This is a genomic window from Paraburkholderia sp. BGA-UO-ETr-F21, assembly GCF_059567925.1.
In genome coordinates this window covers 1-19,934 of record NZ_JCAQOY010000021.1, presented here as the reverse complement: position 1 = coordinate 19,934, position 19,934 = coordinate 1, and the positions used below count along the sequence as shown (strand labels likewise).

The window sequence follows — 19,934 nt, the reverse complement described above, 5'->3', positions numbered from 1 at the left end:
GGCGTGTTCGTCAGCATGCCTCAGCGTTTCCCGATCAACTGCCGCCCCATCGCCTTCGCATACTGATCGCAAGCGTTGCGCGCGACACGGGATGCCGCGAGCACACCGACGTCGGCATCGTCGCGGTAGTACATCGCGACGTCGATCGGTGGCGGCAATGGCCGTACCTGCAATTGGCCCAGTTCGCCACGGGTCAGATAAGGCTCGACGAATAACGCGGGCACGGCCGCCACCCCATAACCGTCGCGCAGCAGTTTCACGATCACCGCGACCGACGGCATGCAGGTCACCTGCATCTGCGCGAGCGGCACGCCGGCGCGCTTTGCGAGCGCCTGCACGATCCCTTCGACCGCGATTTGAGGCGCGGTGCCACGGCCGAACGTCAGCACGGGCTTGCTCAATACCGTCTGCACATGTTTCGCGCGGCTGGCCGGTATCAGATCGCTGCGCGCGATCCAGCGCACGGGATAGCTCGCCAGCAAGGTCGAGACGATCGACGCCTCGTGCTCCGCGGTTTCCTCCACCTGAATCACCAGATCCAGTTCGCCCGCCCGCAAACGCGGTCCGAGTATCGCGCTCGAATCGACCGTGAGGTCCACGACGATGCGGTTGTATTCGAGGTTCAGCATCCGGATGTAGTCCGGCAGCCAGCTATGCACCACCGTCTCGATCACGCCGAGGCGCAATCGCGTCGCCACTTGCGTCTCGTCCTGAGCGGCCAGTTGCAGCGAGCGCGTGGCCTGCACCACCGAGCGCGCATGCGCGAGCAGCCGCTCGCCATTCACGGTGAGCTGAAAGTCAGCGGCATCGCGCTCAATCAACTCGACGCCCAACTCGGCTTCGAGCGCCTTGATGCGCAGCGAAATCGCGGCGGGCGTCGCGTGCATGGCGGTGGCGGTCGCGCGAAAACTGCCCAGGCGGGCGAGCGTCAGAAAGGTTTCGACGAAGCGGGTATTCATTGCGGAGCTCTCTCAACAGCGGCGGAATGCACGCGATCATCGCCGCAAACCGGCTGCGGCGCTGTTAAGTTTAATTTAACGAAACGCAATAAAAACTCGCTGGATGGATATTTTTGACGTTACTAATCTGGGTCGCAACGCTGTAGTGTTTTCAGCCACACCGGTCTACCTGGAGCCGAGCAGTTCATGTCCTACACGCCATCCGAGTTTCGTCAGCAGATTCGCGCTCGCCGATTGTCCGGTCCGACAGCCGGCTACTGCGGAGATTATGCGCAAGCCAACCTCGCCATCCTGCCCCGTCAATACGCCGACGATTTTCTGCGCTTCTGCACGCTCAACCCGAAAGCGTGTCCGCTGCTGGGCATCGGCGAACCGGGCGACTGGCGCGTGCCCGCGCTCGGCGCCGATCTCGACATCCGCAACGACGTGCCGGCGTTTTACGTGTACCGGCATGGCGAGCGCGCCGAGGAAGTGCGCAGTCTCGACGAACTGTGGCGCGACGACCTGGTGGTGTTCGCGATCGGCTGCTCGTTTTCCTTCGAAGAAATGCTGCGGCGCGAAGGCATCGCGTTACGTCATATCGAACAGCAGGTCAACGTGCCGATGTATCGCACGCGCGAGCGCAACGTGGCGGCCGGCGTATTCGGCGGCAACCGCGTCGTGTCGATGCGGCCCATGAAGGCCGCCGACGCCATCCGCGCGATCCAGATCACCAGCCGCTTTCCCGCCGTGCACGGCGCGCCGGTCCATATCGGCGATCCGTCGCTGATCGGCATTCGCGATCTGGCGCGTCCCGATTTCGGCGACGCCGTCGAAGTGCGCAGCGACGAACTGCCGGTGTTCTGGGCTTGCGGTGTCACACCGCAAGCCGCCATCGAAAGCGCGCGTCTGCCGTTCGCGATTGCTCACAAGCCGGGACACATGCTCGTCACCGACATTCCCAACACCACGCTCGCGGTGCTGTAGACAACGCGTTTTTCCCTCACCTGCCGCGCGACGAGCCGCGGCCCACGACGACCGGAGTGCAAGCATGGAAACCGAAGCGCAGTTGACCGCCGACGCTGAAACTTACGGCGCATCCGGCACAGGGAAAGGCCCATTCGCGTGGTATCGGCAGATCTCCGGCAGTGAGAAGCGCGCCTTCTGGAGTTGCAAGATCGGCTACGTGCTCGACGCGATGGACACGCAATTCCTGAGCTTCGTCATTCCGACGTTGATCGCGACATGGGGCATCACGCGCGGGGATGCCGGCCTGATCGGCACCGTCACGCTGCTGAGTTCGGCGCTCGGCGGCTGGGCCGCCGGCGTGCTGTCGGATCGCATCGGCCGCGTCAAAACCTTGCAGATCACGATTCTCTGGTTTGCCGTCTTCACGCTGGCTTGCGCGCTGGCGCAGAATTTCGCGCAATTGCTATGGGCGCGCGGGCTGATGGGCCTCGGCTTCGGCGGCGAGTGGACGGCAGGCGCGGTGTTGATCGGCGAAGTGATCCGCGCACGCGATCGCGGCAAAGCGGTGGGCCTCGTGCAGGCGGGCTGGGCGATCGGCTGGGGCATTTCCACGCTGCTCTTCATGGCCGTGTTCTCGCTCGTGCCGCCCGATTACGCGTGGCGTGTGCTGTTCGCCATCGGTATCGCGCCGGCGCCGTTCGTGATCTGGATCCGACGCTTCGTCGACGAGCCCGAGGTGCATCGGCAGCAGAAAGCGGCGCAGACCGCCTCGCAAACGCGCACCTCGCTGCTCGACATTTTCCGTGGCGAGATTCTGTGGACGACGCTGCGCGCATCGGTGCTGGCAACCGGTGTACAAGGCGGCTACTACGCGGTGACCACCTGGCTGCCGACGTATCTGAAAACCGAACGGCATCTGAGCGTGATCGGTACCGGCAGCTATCTGGGCGTGGTGATCGTGGGCTCGTACTGCGGCTATCTCACCGGCGCCTATGTCAGCGACAGGATCGGGCGTAAGCGTGCCTTCATCGCGTTCGCGCTGGCGTCGTGCGCGATTGCGCTGATCTACACGCAACTGCCGCTCGACAATCTCTCGATGCTGGTGCTCGGCTTCCCGCTCGGCTTCTGCGCGTCCGGCATTTTCTCGGGCATGGGCGCGTTCCTCACCGAGCTGTTTCCCACCCGCATGCGCGGCTCCGGCCAGGGCTTTTGCTACAACTTCGGGCGGGCAATCGGCGCAACGTTTCCGTTCCTGATCGGCTACGTCTCGCAAACGATGACGCTCGGCCACGCGATCGGCGTGTTCGCGGCGGCGGCGTACGGTGTCGTGATCCTCGCTGCGTTGACGCTGCCCGAAACCCGAGGCCGGCAACTCAGCGCGTGAGGCACCGCCGCACTGCTCACGCCTGTTCGGGCGCGCGTCCAATCACATGCGTGTCCGGCGGCGCCGATCCGTCCGCGTGCCCGCGTTCGCGTCCCGCGGTCACGACTGCGCCGGTGCCGCCAGGGCGCCCCACTGATTTCGCGTGACGCTCGATCAGGCGTTGCAACAGGCAGAATGCGCAGAGCAACGCGCCGATCACGATGCGGGTCCACCACGAACTGAGCGTGCCGTCGAAAGTGATCAGCGTCTGGATCGTGCCGAGAATGCCGACGCCGAACAGCGAGCCGATCACATAGCCCACCCCGCCAGTCAGCAGTGTGCCGCCGATCACGGTCGCCGCGATCGCATCGAGTTCCATGCCCTGCCCTTGCAAACCGTAGCCCGACAATACGTAGAACGTGAAGACCGCGCCGCCGAGCGCCGAACAGAAGCCGCTCAGCGCATACACGCCGACGCGTGTGCGCGCGACCGGCAAGCCCATCAGCAAGGCCGAGCGCGCATTGCCACCGATCGCGTACACGTTGCGGCCAAAGCGCGTGAAATGTGCGACGTAGATTGCTGCCAGCAGCGTGACGAACGCAATCAGCACGTTGGCGGTGACCGAGCCGACGCCGATGTCGAGACGAAACGCCGAAATCTTCTGGAACGTCGGGTCGGTGATGGTGATCGACTGCGTCGTGATCAGAAAGCACAGGCCGCGCGCGAAGAACATGCCGGCCAGCGTGACGATGAAAGCCTGCAAGCGGAAGAAGTGGATCAACGCGCCCTGCACCGCGCCGAACACGGTGCCCATCAGCAACACGATCGGCAGGATCGCCCACACGGGCCAATGCATGTGTTCGGAGAGCACCGCCTCGACGATGGTCGTCAGCGCGACGACCGAGCCCACCGACAGGTCGATGCCGCCGGACACGATCACGAACGTCATGCCGATCGCCACGATCAGCAGGAACGCGTTGTCGACCAGCAGATCGAGCAGCACTTGCCACGAGAAGAAGCCGGTGTACATCACCGAGCCGAAGCCGAACAACGCGCAGAACAGCAGGATCGTGACGGCAATCGGCAGCGTGCGCGGATCGACGATATGAGCCCATGCTTCGAGGATTCGTCTCATCGCGCCGCTCCATGTTGCTTGACGAGCGACCTGCGGACCGACATGCCGATCGACATGGCGAGCGAGCGCGCCGCCGGCGACTGGATCAGGCTCACCGCCAGCACCACGGCCGCCTTGACGACGAGCGTGGCCTCGGGGGGCACGCCGATCGAATAAGTGGTGTAAGTCAGCGTCTGAATGATCAGCGCGCCCAGCACCGTGCCCACGAGGCTGAAGCGGCCGCCTAGCAGCGAGGTGCCGCCGAGCGTCACCGCGAGAATCGCGTCCAGTTCGAGCAGCAGACCGGCATTGTTGCCATCGGCGCTGCGCACGTTCGAGCTGATGAGAATGCCCGCCATTGCCGCGGTCAACCCTGAGAAGCCGTACACCGCGAAGACGAGCGCCTTGGACCGCAGACCCACCAGACGCGTGGCGACCGGATTGACGCCGATCGCGCGGATGAAAAGCCCGAGCGCCGTGCCTTCGACGAGCGCGGCGGTGGCCAGCACCGCCACCGCGGCGATCCAGACCGAACACGGCACGCCGAGCCAGTAACCACCGCCCACGAACAGATAGCCCGGCGCGCCGATCGGAATGATCTGCCCTGCTGTCAGCAATTGCGCGACGCCACGCCCGGCGACCATCAGTATCAAGGTGGCGATGATCGGCTGCATGCCGACGAAGGACACCAGCAACCCGTTCCACATGCCGCTCAGCAAACCCGTGATCAACGCAGCCAGCAGCGCCTGCGCAATCAGTCCGGCGGACGCCACCGGCTGGGTCGCCAGAATGGTGGCCGCGGCGGCGCCCGCGATCGCCACCACCGCGCCCACCGAAATGTCGATGCCGCGCGTCGCGATCACCAGTGTCATGCCGGTGGCGACGAGCACCAGCGGCGCGGCGCGATTCAGCACATCGATCGGGGCGCCGAACAGGTGGCCGTCGAGCATGCGCAGCGACAGAAAATGCGGATTGACCCACAGGTTCAGGCCGCACAGCAACAGCAACGTCACGCACGGCCAGATCAACGGGCGCTCGGCGCCGTCGCGCGCGATCCAGTTCGATAGCTTCATTCGCCGCTCCCCGCGATGAGTCGATAGATATTGTCTTCGTTGGAGGCCTGGCCGCTCACTTCGGCGATTTTGCGGCGGTCGCGCAACACGGCTACGCGATGACTGACGCGCAGCACCTCGCTGATTTCCGACGAAATGAACAGGATGCTCAGGCCGCTCGCGCACAGCGCCAGCAGACGATCCATGATGTCGAACTTGGCCGCGATGTCGATGCCGCGCGTGGGTTCATCGAGTATCAGCAGCCTGGGATCGGTGGCGAGCCAGCGCGCCAGTAGCGCTTTCTGCTGATTGCCGCCGGACAGCAAGCCGATCGGCTGTTCTGCATCCGACGCCTTGATGCCGAGCCGCTCGATCCATAGATCAGCCAGCTCGCGCGCCCGTTGCCGGCTGATCTTGCGCCACCATCCGCGCCTTGCCTGCAACGCCAGCAGGATGTTCTCGCGGATCGACAGCTCGGCGACAATGCCTTCTTTCTTGCGGTCCTCCGCGCAATAGCCGATGCCGTGGCGCACCGCGTCGCGTGGCGAACGCAGCCGCACGGGCCGGCCTTCCACCAGCATCGTGCCGCTGTCGGCGCGATCGGCTCCGAACAGGAGCCGCGCGGTTTCCGTGCGGCCCGAGCCGAGCAGACCGGCAAGGCCGAGAATCTGCCCCGGCTGCACGTCGAGGTCGATCGGCTGCATTGAGCCGCGCCGTCCGACGCCGCGCAACGCCATGAACGGCTGGCCGGCCTGCGCACCCTGCGGCCCTCCATGGCCGTCGTGGCTTGCTTGCGCCGCTTCGCGCAAACGCGCGCTCATGCGCTCGTGGCCGACCATCCTGGACACAAGCTGATCGGCTGGCAGATCGCGTGCGAGATATTCGCCCTCGCGCTCGCCATTGCGCATTACCGTAATGCGATCGGAAATGGCATACGTCTGCTCGATAAAATGCGTGACAAACAGAATCGCAATGCCAGACTGCTTAAGATGCCGAAGTATTTTGAACAGCTGCGCAACTTCACTGTCGTCGAGGCTCGAGGTCGGCTCGTCGAGGATCAGCACGCGTGCATCGACCGAAAGCGCCCGCGCGATGGCGACCATCTGCTGCACTGCGATTGGATAGGCGTCGAGCGAACGGGTGACGTCGAGCGTCACGTCGAGGCGCGCCAGCGCGGCTTGAGCCCGCCGCTTGATGTCGTTCCAGTCGATCGCGCCAAAGCGCTTCGGCTGCCGGCCCGCAAATATGTTCTCCGCCACCGAGAGGTTCGAGCACAGGTTCACTTCCTGATACAGCGTGCGGATGCCGGCCGCTTCGGCCTCCTGCGGCGAGGCAAACGCCACCACCTCGCCACCGAGGCGAATAGTGCCGGCCTCGGGCGCGACCACGCCCGTGAGCACGTTGATCAAAGTGGATTTGCCGGCGCCGTTCTGTCCCATCAATGTGTGAATCTCGCCGGGGAACAGGCGGAAATCGACCCGCTGCAACGCCTTCACGCCCGGGAATGTCTTGCTGACGCCGGCGGTGGCGAGAACGGGTTCGAGTGCGCTTGCGGCACCACCGGGATGGGTTGCGGCGGCGGCGCCAGCCAGCGGCTTTGAACTGGAAGGGTGATGCGTCATAGGCCTCGCTCGATCGGCGGTGCGTGGTTCGGCGGCCTCCAGCGGGGCTGCGCGCAAAAGAGGCCGTCCGCTGCCCAAGCAGTCGGACGGCCAGGCACCGCTGGAGAAACCTTTTTCGATCTGTCGGTACGGCGCTTCCCGGCTGCGCTTTCGTCTACTCTTTTGTCTGCGCGGCCGGGCACGCTTGTCACAATCAGGAAGCCTGATTTACTTAATGTCAGTATTTCCGTGTTGGCAGCGTTTGCGCAGCGACGCTCATCGGGAACACTGTCTCTTCTGTCAGGATACGCTTGGGCAGCGGCTTGCCGGCCACCACATCTTTCACCGCCGACATCAATTGTGGTCCCAGCAACGGACTGCACTCCACGTCCACGTTCATCTTGCCGGCAGCCATAGCCTGGAAGCCGCCTTTGGTGGCGTCGAACGAAACGATGGTGATGTCCTTGCCCGGATGCATGCCGGCCTCTTCCATCGCCTGAATGGCGCCTAGCGCCATATCGTCATTGTGGGCATAGACCACATTGATTTTATTTCCATAGGTCTTGATGAACGCCTCCATGACCTGCTTGCCGCCGGCGAGCGTGAAGTCACCGCTTTGCGAGGCGATGATCTTGAACTTGGGATCGTTTTTGATGACTTCCAGCAAACCGGCGTGCCGATCGTTGGCTGGCGCCGATCCGACCGTGCCCTGGAGTTCGGCGATGTTGATGGGGCCCTGCTCGCTCTTATAGTGATCCGCGAGCCAGTGACCGCCGCGCCGCCCTTCTTCCAGGAAGTCGGATCCGATCATCGTGACGTACAGCGAGGTGTCTTTCACGTCGACGTTGCGGTCGGTGAGGATCACCGGAATCTTTGCGGCTTTAGCCTCGCGCAGAACCGGCTCCCAGCCCGACTCGACCACCGGTGAAAAGGCGATCACGTCGACTTTCTGCGCGATATAGGAGCGAATCGCCTTGATCTGGTTTTCCTGCTTTTGCTGCGCGTCGGAGAATTTGAGCTTGATCTTCGCGTCCGCCGCCGCGGACTTGACCGACTCGGTATTCGCGGTTCGCCACGCGCTTTCCGCGCCGACCTGGGCAAACCCGAGGGTAATCTGTTTGTCTTCTGCGTAAGCGCCCGGCGCGGCTAGCGTCAGCGCGCCAAAACCCGCGCAGAGTGCGAGTGCGCTCAACACACGACATGCTGCGCGTCGTGAATTCGCCATGACTGTCTCCTGATCGTTGTTATTCAAGCGATCCATCTCACCCGTCCAGCCGTTGCGGCCCTCACGGTGCGTGGATCGTGATGTAGCGTAGTGCGCGGGGCGTTAACCGTCCAATCAAATGATTCGCGTCAGTGATATCGATTTTGGTATAGACGGCGATGTCGGTGGTAGCGCGGCGCCTGGGCGAGATTTGGCGTCGTTTGGCTGATGGCGGCTGGCGTGGGATCCGCTTTGTGCTTTTTTATGTGCTTACGTGGGTGGTGCTTCTTTGGGGCCGGCGCCTGTCCCAAACTGCCGCTGGCTCAGATTGGCGCCCCCATTGACCGGCGATTCACCGCCCCTCCCTGCGCGGTGTCACCCATCGGAAAGTCAGATTGATCCGCTCGCCCGCTACGCGCGGCTCCTTCGGCACCCGGTGCCGCCAATCCGCCTGCGTATTGCCCTTCATCACCAGCAAGCTGCCGCCCTTGAGCGAAAAAGACTGCACGACGCCGGTCTTGTTATGCCGCAGGTCGAACGTGCGCGCGACGCCCAGGCTTACCGAAGCAATCACCGGCTGAGCGCCGAGTTCGGGCTCGCGGTCGGCATGCCAGCCCATGCTGTCGGTGCCGCTGCGATAGCGGTTGATCAATACGCTATTAAAACGCGCGTCGCAAACCGACTCCGCGGCGGCCTTCAGTTCGGCAACCGTCGGCGTCCATGGTTGCGGCACGTTGCGAATTCCCGAGTAAACGTAGACGGCGTCGGGTTCGCCTTGCCACGCAGTCAGCCGCGGCAGCGGCACGCGGCCGGCGGGCGTGCCCATCATGTCCTGGCGCCATTCGACTTCTTCGACGAGTCGCGTCAAGGCGTGCGCCGCGTCCGCGGGCGGCAGCCAATCGGGATACCAGTCGACGTCGGGCGTCGGCAAAGCATCGGAAGAATGCGCGAAAAGATCCGTCATGAGATTGCCTGGTATGATCGCGCGCTCAAAGCGCGAGCGGTTGAAAACCCTGGCTATTATGGCGACAACCAGGACGACGCTCACGCGCGCCACTTGCGCTTCCATTCGTGACCGTCGTATTCATTCCCTAGCCGCAACCTTCAAAGGACCCCCAACATGATTCTCTCCGACCAGGCGCTCGATCAGCTTTTTCGCGAAGCGCGCACGCATAACGGCTGGCAGCCGAAACCCGTCGAGGACGCCCTGCTCGAACAACTCATCGAACTCGTCCTGCTCGGCCCGACCTCGGCCAATTCGAGCCCCGGCCGCTTTGTCTTCGTCAAAACGCAGGAAGGCAAGGAGAAGCTGCGTCCGGCTTTGTCTGCAGGCAATCTCGAGAAGACGATCGCAGCGCCGGTCACGGTGATCGTCGGGATGGATATGGCGTTTTACGAGCATCTGCCGAAGCTGTTTCCGCACGCCGACGCGCGCAGCTGGTTCGCGGGTAACGACAAGGCGATCGCCGACACGGCATTTCGCAATTCGACGCTGCAGGGTGGCTACCTGATTCTCGCCGCCCGCGCGCTAGGCCTGGACACGGGTCCCATGTCGGGTTTCGACGCCGCCAAGGTCGACGAAGCTTTCTTCGCCGGCACGACCGTGAAATCGAACTTCCTGATCAATCTGGGCTACGGCGACGCGTCGAAGCTGTTTCCGCGCAGCCCGCGCTTCGCTTTCGACGAAGCCGCGCGGATCGTCTGACATACGGCGCCCGGGCGCCGTTGAGCAGCATCAACGGAGGAGCGCCACGTAAAACACCACGGCGCCGATCAGCGCGCCGATGAAGCAGAAGCCCTCTTCGGCGTCGTCACCGCTTGACCTGACCCATGCCCCGACGACGCCAAACAATCCAGCGATACCGAGGGCAACACAGAGCATGACGACGTCGAACAGCGCGCTTTTACCCAGCTCGGAAAAGTCGATGTCGCGCACGCCGAAGTACAAGCCGATCGCCATCACCGATATGACCACGAGCGGCAGCATGACGTGGCTGCCCTCATGTCCGACGTGATGCGCGTGGTGCGCATGGCGGAACGGGTTGCCTGATCTGAGCAGCTTCATGTGCGCCTCCTGCCTCGCCCTCTACCGGCGACAAAACGAACCGCTACTGGTCTGCGTGGCCTTCGTGCTGGCCCTTGCTTTTGCTTTGATCCAAGCCGGTTCTATTTCAGGATAGCTCACGCCCGAGCACAATTCAAAGCCCATTTAATTGCGTCGCATTAGCCGGCTGGACGGGTCAAACACGGCCGCGGCAATGGTGCATTGCAGTACCGTCCAGACACTTTCGGAGGTGGGCGGCGTGTCACCCCGCGACCAAAATTGGCGCCCTCGGCACGCGATTACACATCTCGGTAGAATGGGTCGGCTCGTTCCATTACTGCATTGCCGCAGCGGACGAGTAGCCGCCGCTCCTATGCTCGTGCCGGCCCCTTCCCGCCTTGATCCTCTCTATGCGCCGCTCATCGTTTCTTGTTCGCATCATTCTGATTGGCATCCTGCTGCACATCTACGTCGGCTTGCGTCTGATTCCGGACATGCCGATCGATACCGCCGGCCGTTGGCTGTGTGCGCTGTGGCTCGTGCTGTCGATCTTCATCATTCCGCTCGGCATGCTGGCGCGCACCATCAAACAACAGCCGCTTAGCGACCGACTCGCGTGGGTCGGTCTGCTGGCAATGGGCTTCTTCTCGTCATTGCTGGTACTGACCTTCGTGCGGGACCTCGCGCTCGCCTCACTGCTGACCGTCGACGCAATCTGGCCGAACACCATCGCGATCGCGCACTGGCGTACCGGTTCAGCAGCGGCTGTGCCGGTGCTCGCGCTGCTCTCCACGCTTGTCGGCCTGTTCAACGCTCGCCGTCGCGCCAGGGTCGTAACGATCGAAGTGCCGATCGACGATTTACCCGCCGCGCTCGACGGCTTCACGATCGTGCAGATCAGCGACATTCACGTTGGCCCGACCATCAAAGGCCGCTATGTGGACGCAATCGTCGACGCGGTGAATCGCCTCAAGCCGGATCTGATCGCAGTCACCGGCGATATCGTGGACGGCAGCGTACCGCAACTGACCCGACACACGCAGCCGTTGTCACGGTTGAGCGCGCGCCACGGCGCTTTTCTCGTGACCGGCAATCACGAGTATTACGCCGGCGCCAACGCCTGGATCGACGAATTCCGGCGCCTGGGACTGAATGTCCTGCTGAACGAGCACGTGATCGTGGACCACGACGGCGCGCGCGCCGTGATCGCCGGCGTGACCGATTTTTCAGCGGGCCATCACGACCCGTTGCACCGCAGCGATCCGGTCGCGGCGCTCGCCGGTGCGCCTGGCGATGTGCTGATCAAGGTACTGCTCGCCCACCAGCCGCGCTCTGCCGAGGCCGCAGCAGCAGCCGGTTTCACGTTGCAACTGTCCGGGCACACGCATGGTGGCCAGTTCTTCCCGTGGAACTTCTTCGTGCGGTTTCAGCAGCCGTTCACCGCCGGTCTGGCGCGACTGAACGGACTCTGGGTCTACACGAGCCGGGGCACAGGCTACTGGGGGCCGCCGAAGCGTTTGGGCGCGCCTTCCGAAATCACGCGCCTGCGCCTCGTGCCCGGCGAGCCCGATTGAGGCACCGTTACTGCGTGGGCGCCACAGCCACGCTGACGTGCGGCGCGAACGCCACGACCACTTGCATGCCGGGCGTCACACCTGCGGTCTTTGCCGGGTCGCGGCCCTGTATATGGAACACCGACCCGTCCGCGCCTTTCAGCGCCATGATGCCCGAAGCATGGTCAATGGCCTCGACTCGGGCTGTCACGCTCTGAATCGCGTTCGACTGCCCAATCTGGGCCGCCGTGCTTTGCCCGTCCGCACTGCGCGTGACGCTTATCACCGCACTGCGCATCATGCGGATGTGAACCTTGCCGCCTTGCTTGATCTGCCCAAGACTGCGCGTATCGGCAACGTTGAACGACGCTTCGCCGCCCTGCGCGTCGAGTACCGTGACCGAATGATTTGCCTGATCGACCGCCTTCACGATGCCATCTGCCTGCAGCGTGCTGCTGCCTTCAAACGGCGCCGGCAGAGCCGCGGCGAACGATACGGGCGAAGCGGCCGCGATCAACACGCCGGCAATGACACCAAGAGCTTTAACTTTCATACATTCCTCAATTCGGATGGGCGGCGAAAACGGCAAGAAGCGGTAGGCAGCGCCAAGAACCGGCCACGTAGTGCGCATCCTGGCGCAACGGCATCTGGACAATGCGTAAGCGGAACCGCCGGAAAAAACCGCGGATCACGCGCCAAGGCCCGCACGAAGTGCCCGCGTTATGCAGACAGTGTGTTTTCCGGGATGGATACCGTCAACATTCGGAGTCCGTATTTGTGTGGGAATAGGTCTCCGATTTGCACGGAAACTTCCCAAAACATTCAGGGCAACTCATTCGTCGCCTCGCCTCATCATGGCTTGACTTAATTTTGCACAGGCGCCTAAAATCCGCCCAGTTCACTTATCCGGAAATACGATCTTGGACAGTAGCAGCAGTACCCGTCGAGCTTCGATTCGCCCGATCGCCTGATCGGCAAGATTTCCGCGCCAGCCTTTGCCTGTCGCCGTCTTGCCTGCGGGCTGACGGTGCACGTCGTTGATTCCCTTACCCACTTGTTGCCAGTCAAGTTGCAGTGATATCCGCATGGCTGAACGCCGTGCCGGCCATCCTTGCCTTTGAGCGTCGCGACGCTTTGCTCGCGCGCTGCGTCACGACTGCTCGCGCCTGTTCGATCGGGACGGACGCGCCGGTGTCACGCGCAAGGTTCACACTGTGCGAACTCGCGCCTCACCCTTGCAGACCGATGACAATCGAATTTCTCTTACGGCTTCTCGCCGCCTTCGCCTGTGACGTGGCGATCGGCCTTGAACGGCAGATGCGTCAGCGCAATGCCGGCTTGCGCACCATCACGCTGGTCGCAAGCGGCGCGTGCCTGTTCGTTACGCTCGGCGTGCTGACCGGCAACGGCACGACCGGCATCACCCAGATCGCCGCTTACGTGGTCTCCGGCGTCGGCTTTCTCGGCGGCGGCGTGATCATGCGCGACAAGGGTTCCATTCAGGGAATCAACACCGCGGCGACCTTGTGGTGCTCTGCGGCGGTGGGTGTATTGTGCGGCGCCGGTCATTACGGGCCGGCGCTGGCCGGCACCGTGGTCGTACTGCTGACCAACACCGTGCTGCGTGAAGTCAGCCGTATGATCAACGCGACGCCGGTATCGAACGCCGACCTCGTGCGCGAATACGTGCTGACAATTGTCTGCCGCGAGGCCGACGAAATTCATATTCGTACCGCCGTCTCCAACTCCATGTATTCGACGCCGTTGTCGTTTCAAAGCCTGACGAGCGAAGACGTCGAAAACGACCCTGGACGCATTCGTGTGACGGCAACGCTAAAGATGCATCCCAAAGATCAGTCGAAGCTCGAACAGATGGCCAGCCGCATCAGCATGGAAAAGAGTGTCTCCAGCGTGAGTTGGACCGCCAGAGAAGCGGAGCCGACGCCCGAGTAAGCATAGGGCGTAAGTTCCCCATATTCGCGTGCATCGTCTACACTTAGCTTGCAATAGATTTAGACAATGTTAATTCCGCGTCCTGAATATGGACTGTCCCATAACCTTCGACTAAGCTCTGACACCGTGAATTTTTCACATTCAACCATGGAGTCTCGATTATGGAACACGGCATCATTGCATGGCTCATCATCGGCGCGATCGCCGGCTGGCTGGCAGGTGTGCTCGTCAAGGGCGGCGGCTTCGGCCTGATCGTCGACATCATTGTCGGGATTGTCGGCGCGTTCATCGGCGGCTGGCTCGCCGGCGTGCTGCATATTTCGCTCGGCGGCGGCTGGATCGGCTCGATCATCACCGCGGTCATCGGCGCGGTCATTCTATTGTTTCTTATCCGCCTCATCCGGCGAGGTACCTGAGCGCCGCATGAGAAGTCTCACGGCGTCAGGGGCGAAAGCCACCTGACGCCGGTTTGACGTTAAACCCGTCCGACTTTAAAGCCCCGCTTCCTGCGCCGGCAACATCGAACCGGTATCACGCAGCCGCGTGTGCAAGGCGAAGGCCTGATCCAACTGATGCGGCGTTTGCCCGCCGCCCTTCAATGCTTCCCGATAGTAGTCGCGCAATACATCGCGATACAGCGGATGCACGCAATTTTCGATGATCAACGTGGCGCGTTCCCGCGGGGCGAGTCCGCGCAAATCGGCGAGTCCCTGCTCCGTCACGACCACGTCCACGTCGTGCTCGTTGTGATCGCAATGCGGCACCATCGGCACGATGCTCGAAATGCGACCGCCCTTGGCCATCGACTTGGTCGCGAAGATCGCGCACGACGCGTTGCGCGCGAAATCGCCGGAGCCGCCGATACCGTTCATCATGTGCGTGCCGCCCACGTGGGTCGAATTCACGTTGCCGTAAATGTCGAATTCCAGCGCGGTATTCAACGCAATCAGACCGAGCCGGCGAATCACTTCCGGATGGTTGCTGACTTCTTGCGGACGCAACACCAGACGATCGCGATAGCGTTCGAGTTCGCCGAACACCTGCGCCTGGCGCGTGGCCGACAACGTAATCGACGCGCCGGAGGCGAACGTTACCTTACCCGCGTCCATCAGGTCGAAGGTCGAATCCTGCAGCACTTCTGAGTAAATTTCGAAGGCTTCGAAAGGCGAATCGACAAAGCCGGCCAGCACGGCATTGGCGATCGTGCCGATGCCCGCCTGCAGCGGCGGCAACTGCCGGGGCATGCGCCCGTGCGCCACTTCGTGCTGGAAAAACTCGATCAGATGACCGGCGATCAACTGTGTTTCGGCATCGGCCGGCAGCACCGTGGACGAACTGTCCGGCATATCGGTGATGACGATCGCCGCGATCTTCTCAGGCGGGATCTCGATCGCTTTGGTGCCGACACGATCTTGCGGACGGACGATCGGCAGCGGCTCGCGGTGCGGCCTGCGGCCCGGAATCCAGATGTCGTGCAGTCCCTCGAGCGCGAGCGACTGAGCCAGATTGATTTCGACGATGACCTTGTCGGCAAGAATCGCAAAGCTGGCCGAATTGCCTACCGACGTGGTCGGCACAATGCCGCCGGTTTCGGTGATCGCGACGGCTTCGATAATGGCGATGTCGAGTTTGCCGAGTTGGTTCGCGCGCAGCATCTCGACGGTTTCAGACAGATGCTGATCGACGAACATGACTTCGCCGCGATTGATGGCGTCACGAAGCGTCTTGTCCACCTGGAACGGCAAACGCCGAGCCAGCACGTGCGCCTCGGTGAGCATGCGGTCCACATCATGACCGAGCGAGGCGCCGGTCATCAACGTAATGCGCAGCGGCTTGCCTTCCTGACGCGCGCGCTCGGCAAGCGCAACAGGAACAGCTTTGGCATCGCCCGCGCGGGTAAAACCGCTCGCGCCGACGCGCATGCCGTCCTGAATCAGGAGCGCCGCTTCGGCGGCTGAAGTGATTTTTCCGCGCAGCGAGGCGCAGCGAATCCGGTCTTGGTACATGAAACTCAGTCTCTCCATAATCACCAGTCCGGCCTACCGATGCGCACGTCTGCGGTGTGCTTCACTCAATAGCCGGATTGTCACCCCCGCCGCGGCGTCACGACAGGACGGCGTCGCGGCCGGGGAGTTCGTCGCGCGTCAGATGGTCGCGACAGGTCTTGCACGTATTTCAAGGGCGATACGTGACGCTGCCTTAGCTGCCGAAGTAGATGTTGCAGAAGCTCACAGGCCCGACGCACTCTTCAGCTTTGGCTGCCGGTGCAGCGGCACGGCCTCGCGTATCCGCGTTCGCGTCGTGCTGCGCAGTGGCTTGCGTGGTCTGTTGCGGGGCGGCGGGAGCCGTTTGAGCCTGAGCGACCACAGCAGACAAAGAGCAGGCGATCAGGGCGATTTTCAACACTTTCATTTCTCTCTCCAGGACTTACGATTACTGCGAGTCAGTGATGAAACTATATGGTTACCATCCACGCAGATAAACGGGGCCGCCCGGAAGTGATCTTTCCATCCTGAAGAAGGATCCGCGTATAGGGTGGATCGTGGCGTATGCGGGTGACGGCGGTGAATCGAGGCTTATGAGTTGAGCGACATGATTCCGGCGACAGGATTCGCGCCACTGGATTCGCGCCACTGGATTCGCGCCACTGGATTCGCGCCATTGGATTCGGGTCACTCGATTCGAGCCACTTGGTTCAAGCCACATGCGTCACGTCGACATAACTGAAGCCACATGACTCCGCGCCCATCCCTCAACGCACATTGAACGGTGCGTCCTTGTCGAGCAACGCAGTGCGGATAAAGTGCAGGCAACTCAAAATGCGCTGCAGATCGTGACGCTTGTCGCGCTCGGCATGGACCGTTTGCAGCACATCTTGCGCAATCCGCGTGGCCGAACTCACGGACGCCAGCGCGCGCTCGAGACTCCGCGCATCGGGCCGCTCGAAGAGCCGCGCGAGGTCGTCGCGCGTCTGCTCGACGGCGCTGCCCCAACGCGAATGCAGTGCGTGCGCATACTCCGCGCGGACCGCTTCGTTGCGCAGATCGATCACGGCGTGGCCCACTTCAAGCGTCGCGAGCATCCAGCGCAAAGCATCGCGGCGACGCCGGGAGCGTCGCGCCAATAGCACGCGCAACTGGGAAGTCAGATCGTGTGTGCTCGACTGAAAGCGTTGATTGAGTCCCGGCAGTTCGTCCTTGCATGCAGACACGACTTGCGCGCGCAGGTCGCCCATGATTTTCGCGATGAGCCAGGGCATGTCAGCCGGGAAAACGATCGCGAACACAAGCGCCGCCAGCAACAGCGACGCGATAAGCGCAATGCCATTGTTGATCAGCAAATCCGGCGCGTAAGCGACGACGTTGTCGGGCCCGGCGAGCAGGCAAAAAAACACCGAGAAACCGATCCCATATCCCGCCGCGAGTTTGCGCGTGGCGACGAATGCACCGAGCGCGAGCACCGGCGCAAGCGTGATGCACAGGAGCGGAAAGCCGTCGATGTTGGGATACACGTAGCAGGTGAACAGATAACCGGTCATGGTCGCCAGCACGGCGCCGACGGCCATCTGTACGGCCATCTTCGAGGGGTTCGGCGCGGTCGATGTCAGCGCGCAAACCAGTGCCGCACCGATCACGGCCAGGCCTCCGCTCGGCCAGTCTGTCGCGATCCAGAACCAGCCTGCGATCGCCATGACCACGGCCGAGCGGATAAATGTCATCGCGACGACAAAGCTGTTGGTTTTGCTCACGTAACGGCTGGTGGCTTGCGGCTGACCTGCCTGCTTACGCAGCGTCAGCGACGCGTAGGTCCCCGAGTAGCGGATCCATTCGTCGACGAACCGGTACAGCAGTTCCGCAGCAGTATCGAAGTCCGCAAGCGATTCCGCAGGCGAACCTTCCAGCGGCCTTCTCGTTTCGCGCACGCGCCGCGGCAAGCTCGCCTGAAAGTGCTGCAAACGGGCTGCCATGCGCGACGCGTCGACGGTCGCCTCGGGCGGCTGCGCCATGAGCGCAGCCAATTCGTGGAAGTACGGCTTGATCGCGGTGGCGATCGCCATCGAACCATTTACACGCAAACGCTTGAGCAGTTGATGCAGCGCATGCAACCGCGCGCAGGCATCCATAAACTGACTGTTCAGACGGCCGAGATGCTGGCTGCGGGAACGCATGGCCGGATCTTCGAAGGCGGCAAACGTGCGCGTCGCCTCGAAACCGACGATTTCATCGACGAGATTCGCAAAGCGTCGCTCGAATTGACCACGCTCAAGGCCGCGAACCAGCACGTCGGCGGCGAACGCAGTAAAATTTCTGTATCGAGACTGTAGTGTGTGCCGCAGCGCAAGGCTCGATCGTTGTGGCACGATCAGCGCGCTCACCGCGCTCGAAGACACGATGCCGACCGCCACTTCCGCCGCGCGCGTAAGCGCCGCCAGAAACAGGTCATGAGGCGCCGTGACATTCGGGATGCCGATCAGCGCAGCGGTGTAACCTGCAAGCACAAAGCCGTACCACCTGAAATGCCGAAACCGGACCGCTGCCGCAATGCAGGCGCTGACCCAGCTAATCATGCCGATCATGTACAACTCGGGCTGCTGGACGAACAATGCACCAAGCACGAGCGCAGCGGCTGTGCCCACCGCAGTCCCGAGAATTCGGTAGAAACTCTTGGCGAGTACCATTCCGCTGAACGGCTGCATCAGCACGAACACCGTAGTCATCGCAATGCGCGGTTGCGGCAGATCCAGCAGCATCGCAATGCCCAGCGCCAGCAGACCAGCGGTGACCGTTTTCAGCAGATGCAGCCAGACCAGGCCGTCGCTATTAGCCCAATCCAGAACGACCGGACTGAGCGATCGCAACATGACGCTCCACTGCCGGACGGAATGGGCCGTCGGCCTGATCGCATGTTCGCGTTTCATTTGAAAGCAATACACCTCGGTTGGTCGCGGAAAGAAGCACCGGAGAAAACTGTTGCTCACTCCGGCACGCAAGGCGCCGATTGTAGGAGCATGCTACGCGCGCATTAAGGGGACCGAGGCGGAACGTTCCTTCCAAAACGAACAACAATGCGCATCCTAGACAGGCGGACAATATGGCCTCTGCCGTGAAATAGAAGGATCGATGGATACGTTACAAAATATGCGAGTGTTCGTGCGCGTGGTCGAAGCCGGTAGTTTCACCGGCGCCGCGCAGTCGCTCAACTCAACGACTGGCGCGATGTCCCGCGCGGTTTCGGAACTCGAAGCTCATCTGCGGACTCGGTTGCTGAATCGTTCCACACGACGGCTTGCGCTTACCACCGCAGGCGAACGTTATCTGAAACGATGCCAGCAGATACTCGCAGATGTCGGCACCGCGGAAGAAGAAGCCAGTTGCGCGCACGAGCGCCCCACCGGCGCTCTGCGGATGCATAGCTTTGCCAGCATTGGTCAGCATTATGTGCTGCCGGCTATTTCGCGCTATCGCGCGCTGTATCCCGAGGTGACTGTCGAACTGACGATGTCGCAGCGCATGCCCGATCTTTTCGAAGGCAGTGCCGATGTCGCGGTGATCCTCGCTTCCACGTTGCCTAATTCAGATCTCGTGTCGCTTCCGTTGGGAACGACCTTCAGCATCTTGTGCGCTTCGCCGGCGTACGTGCGCACTCATGGCGCGCCGCAGAAACCAGCCGAACTGGCGCATCATGAGTGTTTGATTCTGCACACTCCGGCGTTTCCGCCGCACGATTGGGTGCTCGACGGGCCGAATGGCTGCGAAACGATGGAGGTGAATGGGCCCGTGCACGTGAACATCGCCGAGTCGCTGATTGTCGCGATTCGTGAAGGGATGGGCATTGGCATGGTGCCGCTGTACGCCGCGATTTCAGGTTTGCGTGATGGAACGTTGGTGCGCGTGTTGCCGGAATATACAGCGCAGAAGATGAATATTTACGCACTGTACCCGTCGCGTAAGTTCATCGACGCTAAGACACGGACTTGGGTCGAATTCTTGCGTACGCATCTGCCCAAAGTCATTGCACGCGATGAGGCGTTGCTTGCAGAAGTCGACAAAGCGCAGATGAGCGATGGCACGGTGCCTGTCGGTGCGAGCAGCGGCGGGGATGTCGTGCCACAGTGAAGCAGCGGTGACGTTGAGAGCGCCGCT

At 62.4% G+C, this 19,934-nt stretch carries 19 protein-coding genes; 7 read left to right on the top strand and 12 right to left on the bottom strand.

What is annotated here, in order from left to right; all coding sequences use genetic code 11:
• Positions 1–20 precede the first annotated feature (20 nt).
• A complete protein-coding gene (locus AC57B1_RS14270; RefSeq protein ID WP_496417815.1) occupies positions 21–959 on the bottom strand; it encodes a LysR family transcriptional regulator in 939 nt (312 codons plus the stop codon).
• Between the two features lie 186 nt (positions 960–1,145).
• Here AC57B1_RS14270 and AC57B1_RS14265 point away from each other — a divergent pair, with 186 nt between their 5' ends.
• A complete protein-coding gene (locus tag AC57B1_RS14265; protein WP_408349364.1) occupies positions 1,146–1,925 on the top strand; it encodes a putative hydro-lyase in 780 nt (259 codons plus the stop codon).
• Between the two features lie 64 nt (positions 1,926–1,989).
• A complete protein-coding gene (locus tag AC57B1_RS14260; RefSeq protein ID WP_496417814.1) occupies positions 1,990–3,291 on the top strand; it encodes an MFS transporter in 1,302 nt (433 codons plus the stop codon).
• A 16-nt stretch (positions 3,292–3,307) separates the two neighbouring features.
• Here AC57B1_RS14260 and yjfF read toward each other — a convergent pair whose 3' ends face one another.
• The 5 genes from yjfF to AC57B1_RS14235 all read right to left on the bottom strand — a co-directional run bounded on the left by yjfF (position 3,308) and on the right by AC57B1_RS14235 (position 9,205).
• Complete coding sequence (gene yjfF / locus AC57B1_RS14255) at positions 3,308–4,405, bottom strand: galactofuranose ABC transporter, permease protein YjfF (RefSeq protein WP_408184889.1); 1,098 nt, start codon at positions 4,403–4,405, stop codon at positions 3,308–3,310.
• Entirely contained in the window at positions 4,402–5,457 is a 1,056-nt protein-coding gene (locus AC57B1_RS14250; protein WP_408349358.1) for an ABC transporter permease, read from the bottom strand. The genes yjfF and AC57B1_RS14250 overlap by 4 nt, the downstream gene beginning before the upstream one ends.
• The gene (locus tag AC57B1_RS14245; protein WP_408349355.1) at positions 5,454–7,058 is read right to left on the bottom strand and encodes a sugar ABC transporter ATP-binding protein; all 1,605 of its coding nucleotides are present in this window, start codon (positions 7,056–7,058) and stop codon (positions 5,454–5,456) included. The genes AC57B1_RS14250 and AC57B1_RS14245 overlap by 4 nt, the downstream gene beginning before the upstream one ends.
• Before the next feature lie 217 nt (positions 7,059–7,275).
• The gene (locus AC57B1_RS14240) at positions 7,276–8,262 is read right to left on the bottom strand and encodes an ABC transporter substrate-binding protein (RefSeq protein WP_496417813.1); all 987 of its coding nucleotides are present in this window, start codon (positions 8,260–8,262) and stop codon (positions 7,276–7,278) included.
• Between the two features lie 331 nt (positions 8,263–8,593).
• Complete coding sequence (locus AC57B1_RS14235; RefSeq protein WP_408301462.1) at positions 8,594–9,205, bottom strand: alpha-ketoglutarate-dependent dioxygenase AlkB family protein; 612 nt, start codon at positions 9,203–9,205, stop codon at positions 8,594–8,596.
• 156 nt (positions 9,206–9,361) lie between these two features.
• Here AC57B1_RS14235 and AC57B1_RS14230 point away from each other — a divergent pair, with 156 nt between their 5' ends.
• Complete coding sequence (locus tag AC57B1_RS14230) at positions 9,362–9,946, top strand: malonic semialdehyde reductase (RefSeq protein WP_496417812.1); 585 nt, start codon at positions 9,362–9,364, stop codon at positions 9,944–9,946.
• Positions 9,947–9,976: 30 nt separating this feature from the next.
• Here AC57B1_RS14230 and AC57B1_RS14225 read toward each other — a convergent pair whose 3' ends face one another.
• The gene (locus tag AC57B1_RS14225; RefSeq protein WP_496417811.1) at positions 9,977–10,306 is read right to left on the bottom strand and encodes a hypothetical protein; all 330 of its coding nucleotides are present in this window, start codon (positions 10,304–10,306) and stop codon (positions 9,977–9,979) included.
• 389 nt (positions 10,307–10,695) lie between these two features.
• On the opposite strand from AC57B1_RS14225, the gene AC57B1_RS14220 reads away from it, so the two are divergent.
• Positions 10,696–11,859, top strand: a complete 1,164-nt coding sequence (locus tag AC57B1_RS14220; protein ID WP_496417810.1) for a metallophosphoesterase — start codon at positions 10,696–10,698, stop codon at positions 11,857–11,859.
• Positions 11,860–11,866: 7 nt separating this feature from the next.
• Here the strand turns inward: AC57B1_RS14220 and AC57B1_RS14215 are convergent, their stop codons facing one another.
• Both AC57B1_RS14215 and AC57B1_RS14210 read right to left on the bottom strand, forming a co-directional pair.
• Positions 11,867–12,391, bottom strand: a complete 525-nt coding sequence (locus AC57B1_RS14215) for a hypothetical protein (protein WP_496417809.1) — start codon at positions 12,389–12,391, stop codon at positions 11,867–11,869.
• A gap of 345 nt (positions 12,392–12,736) precedes the next feature.
• Positions 12,737–12,925 carry a hypothetical protein gene (locus AC57B1_RS14210; RefSeq protein WP_496417808.1) on the bottom strand — a complete coding sequence of 63 codons (189 nt, stop codon included), beginning with the start codon at positions 12,923–12,925 and terminating at the stop codon, positions 12,737–12,739.
• 158 nt (positions 12,926–13,083) lie between these two features.
• On the opposite strand from AC57B1_RS14210, the gene AC57B1_RS14205 reads away from it, so the two are divergent.
• Positions 13,084–13,791: an MgtC/SapB family protein gene (locus AC57B1_RS14205; RefSeq protein ID WP_496417807.1), complete on the top strand. Its 708-nt coding sequence runs from the start codon at positions 13,084–13,086 to the stop codon at positions 13,789–13,791.
• 161 nt (positions 13,792–13,952) lie between these two features.
• Complete coding sequence (locus tag AC57B1_RS14200) at positions 13,953–14,207, top strand: GlsB/YeaQ/YmgE family stress response membrane protein (RefSeq protein WP_007176844.1); 255 nt, start codon at positions 13,953–13,955, stop codon at positions 14,205–14,207.
• 75 nt (positions 14,208–14,282) lie between these two features.
• On the opposite strand, the gene scpC is transcribed toward AC57B1_RS14200, so the two are convergent.
• From scpC to AC57B1_RS14185, 3 genes are all read right to left on the bottom strand, one after another.
• Entirely contained in the window at positions 14,283–15,797 is a 1,515-nt protein-coding gene (gene scpC, locus AC57B1_RS14195; protein WP_091802249.1) for a succinyl-CoA:acetate CoA-transferase ScpC, read from the bottom strand.
• A gap of 193 nt (positions 15,798–15,990) precedes the next feature.
• Positions 15,991–16,203: a hypothetical protein gene (locus AC57B1_RS14190; protein ID WP_408184877.1), complete on the bottom strand. Its 213-nt coding sequence runs from the start codon at positions 16,201–16,203 to the stop codon at positions 15,991–15,993.
• Between the two features lie 340 nt (positions 16,204–16,543).
• Positions 16,544–18,709 (bottom strand): FUSC family protein, encoded by a 2,166-nt coding sequence (locus AC57B1_RS14185; RefSeq protein ID WP_496417806.1) that lies wholly within the window; start codon positions 18,707–18,709, stop codon positions 16,544–16,546.
• A gap of 202 nt (positions 18,710–18,911) precedes the next feature.
• On the opposite strand from AC57B1_RS14185, the gene AC57B1_RS14180 reads away from it, so the two are divergent.
• Positions 18,912–19,907, top strand: coding sequence for a LysR family transcriptional regulator (locus tag AC57B1_RS14180; protein WP_091802258.1), 996 nt, complete (start codon positions 18,912–18,914; stop codon positions 19,905–19,907).
• Positions 19,908–19,934 lie beyond the last annotated feature (27 nt).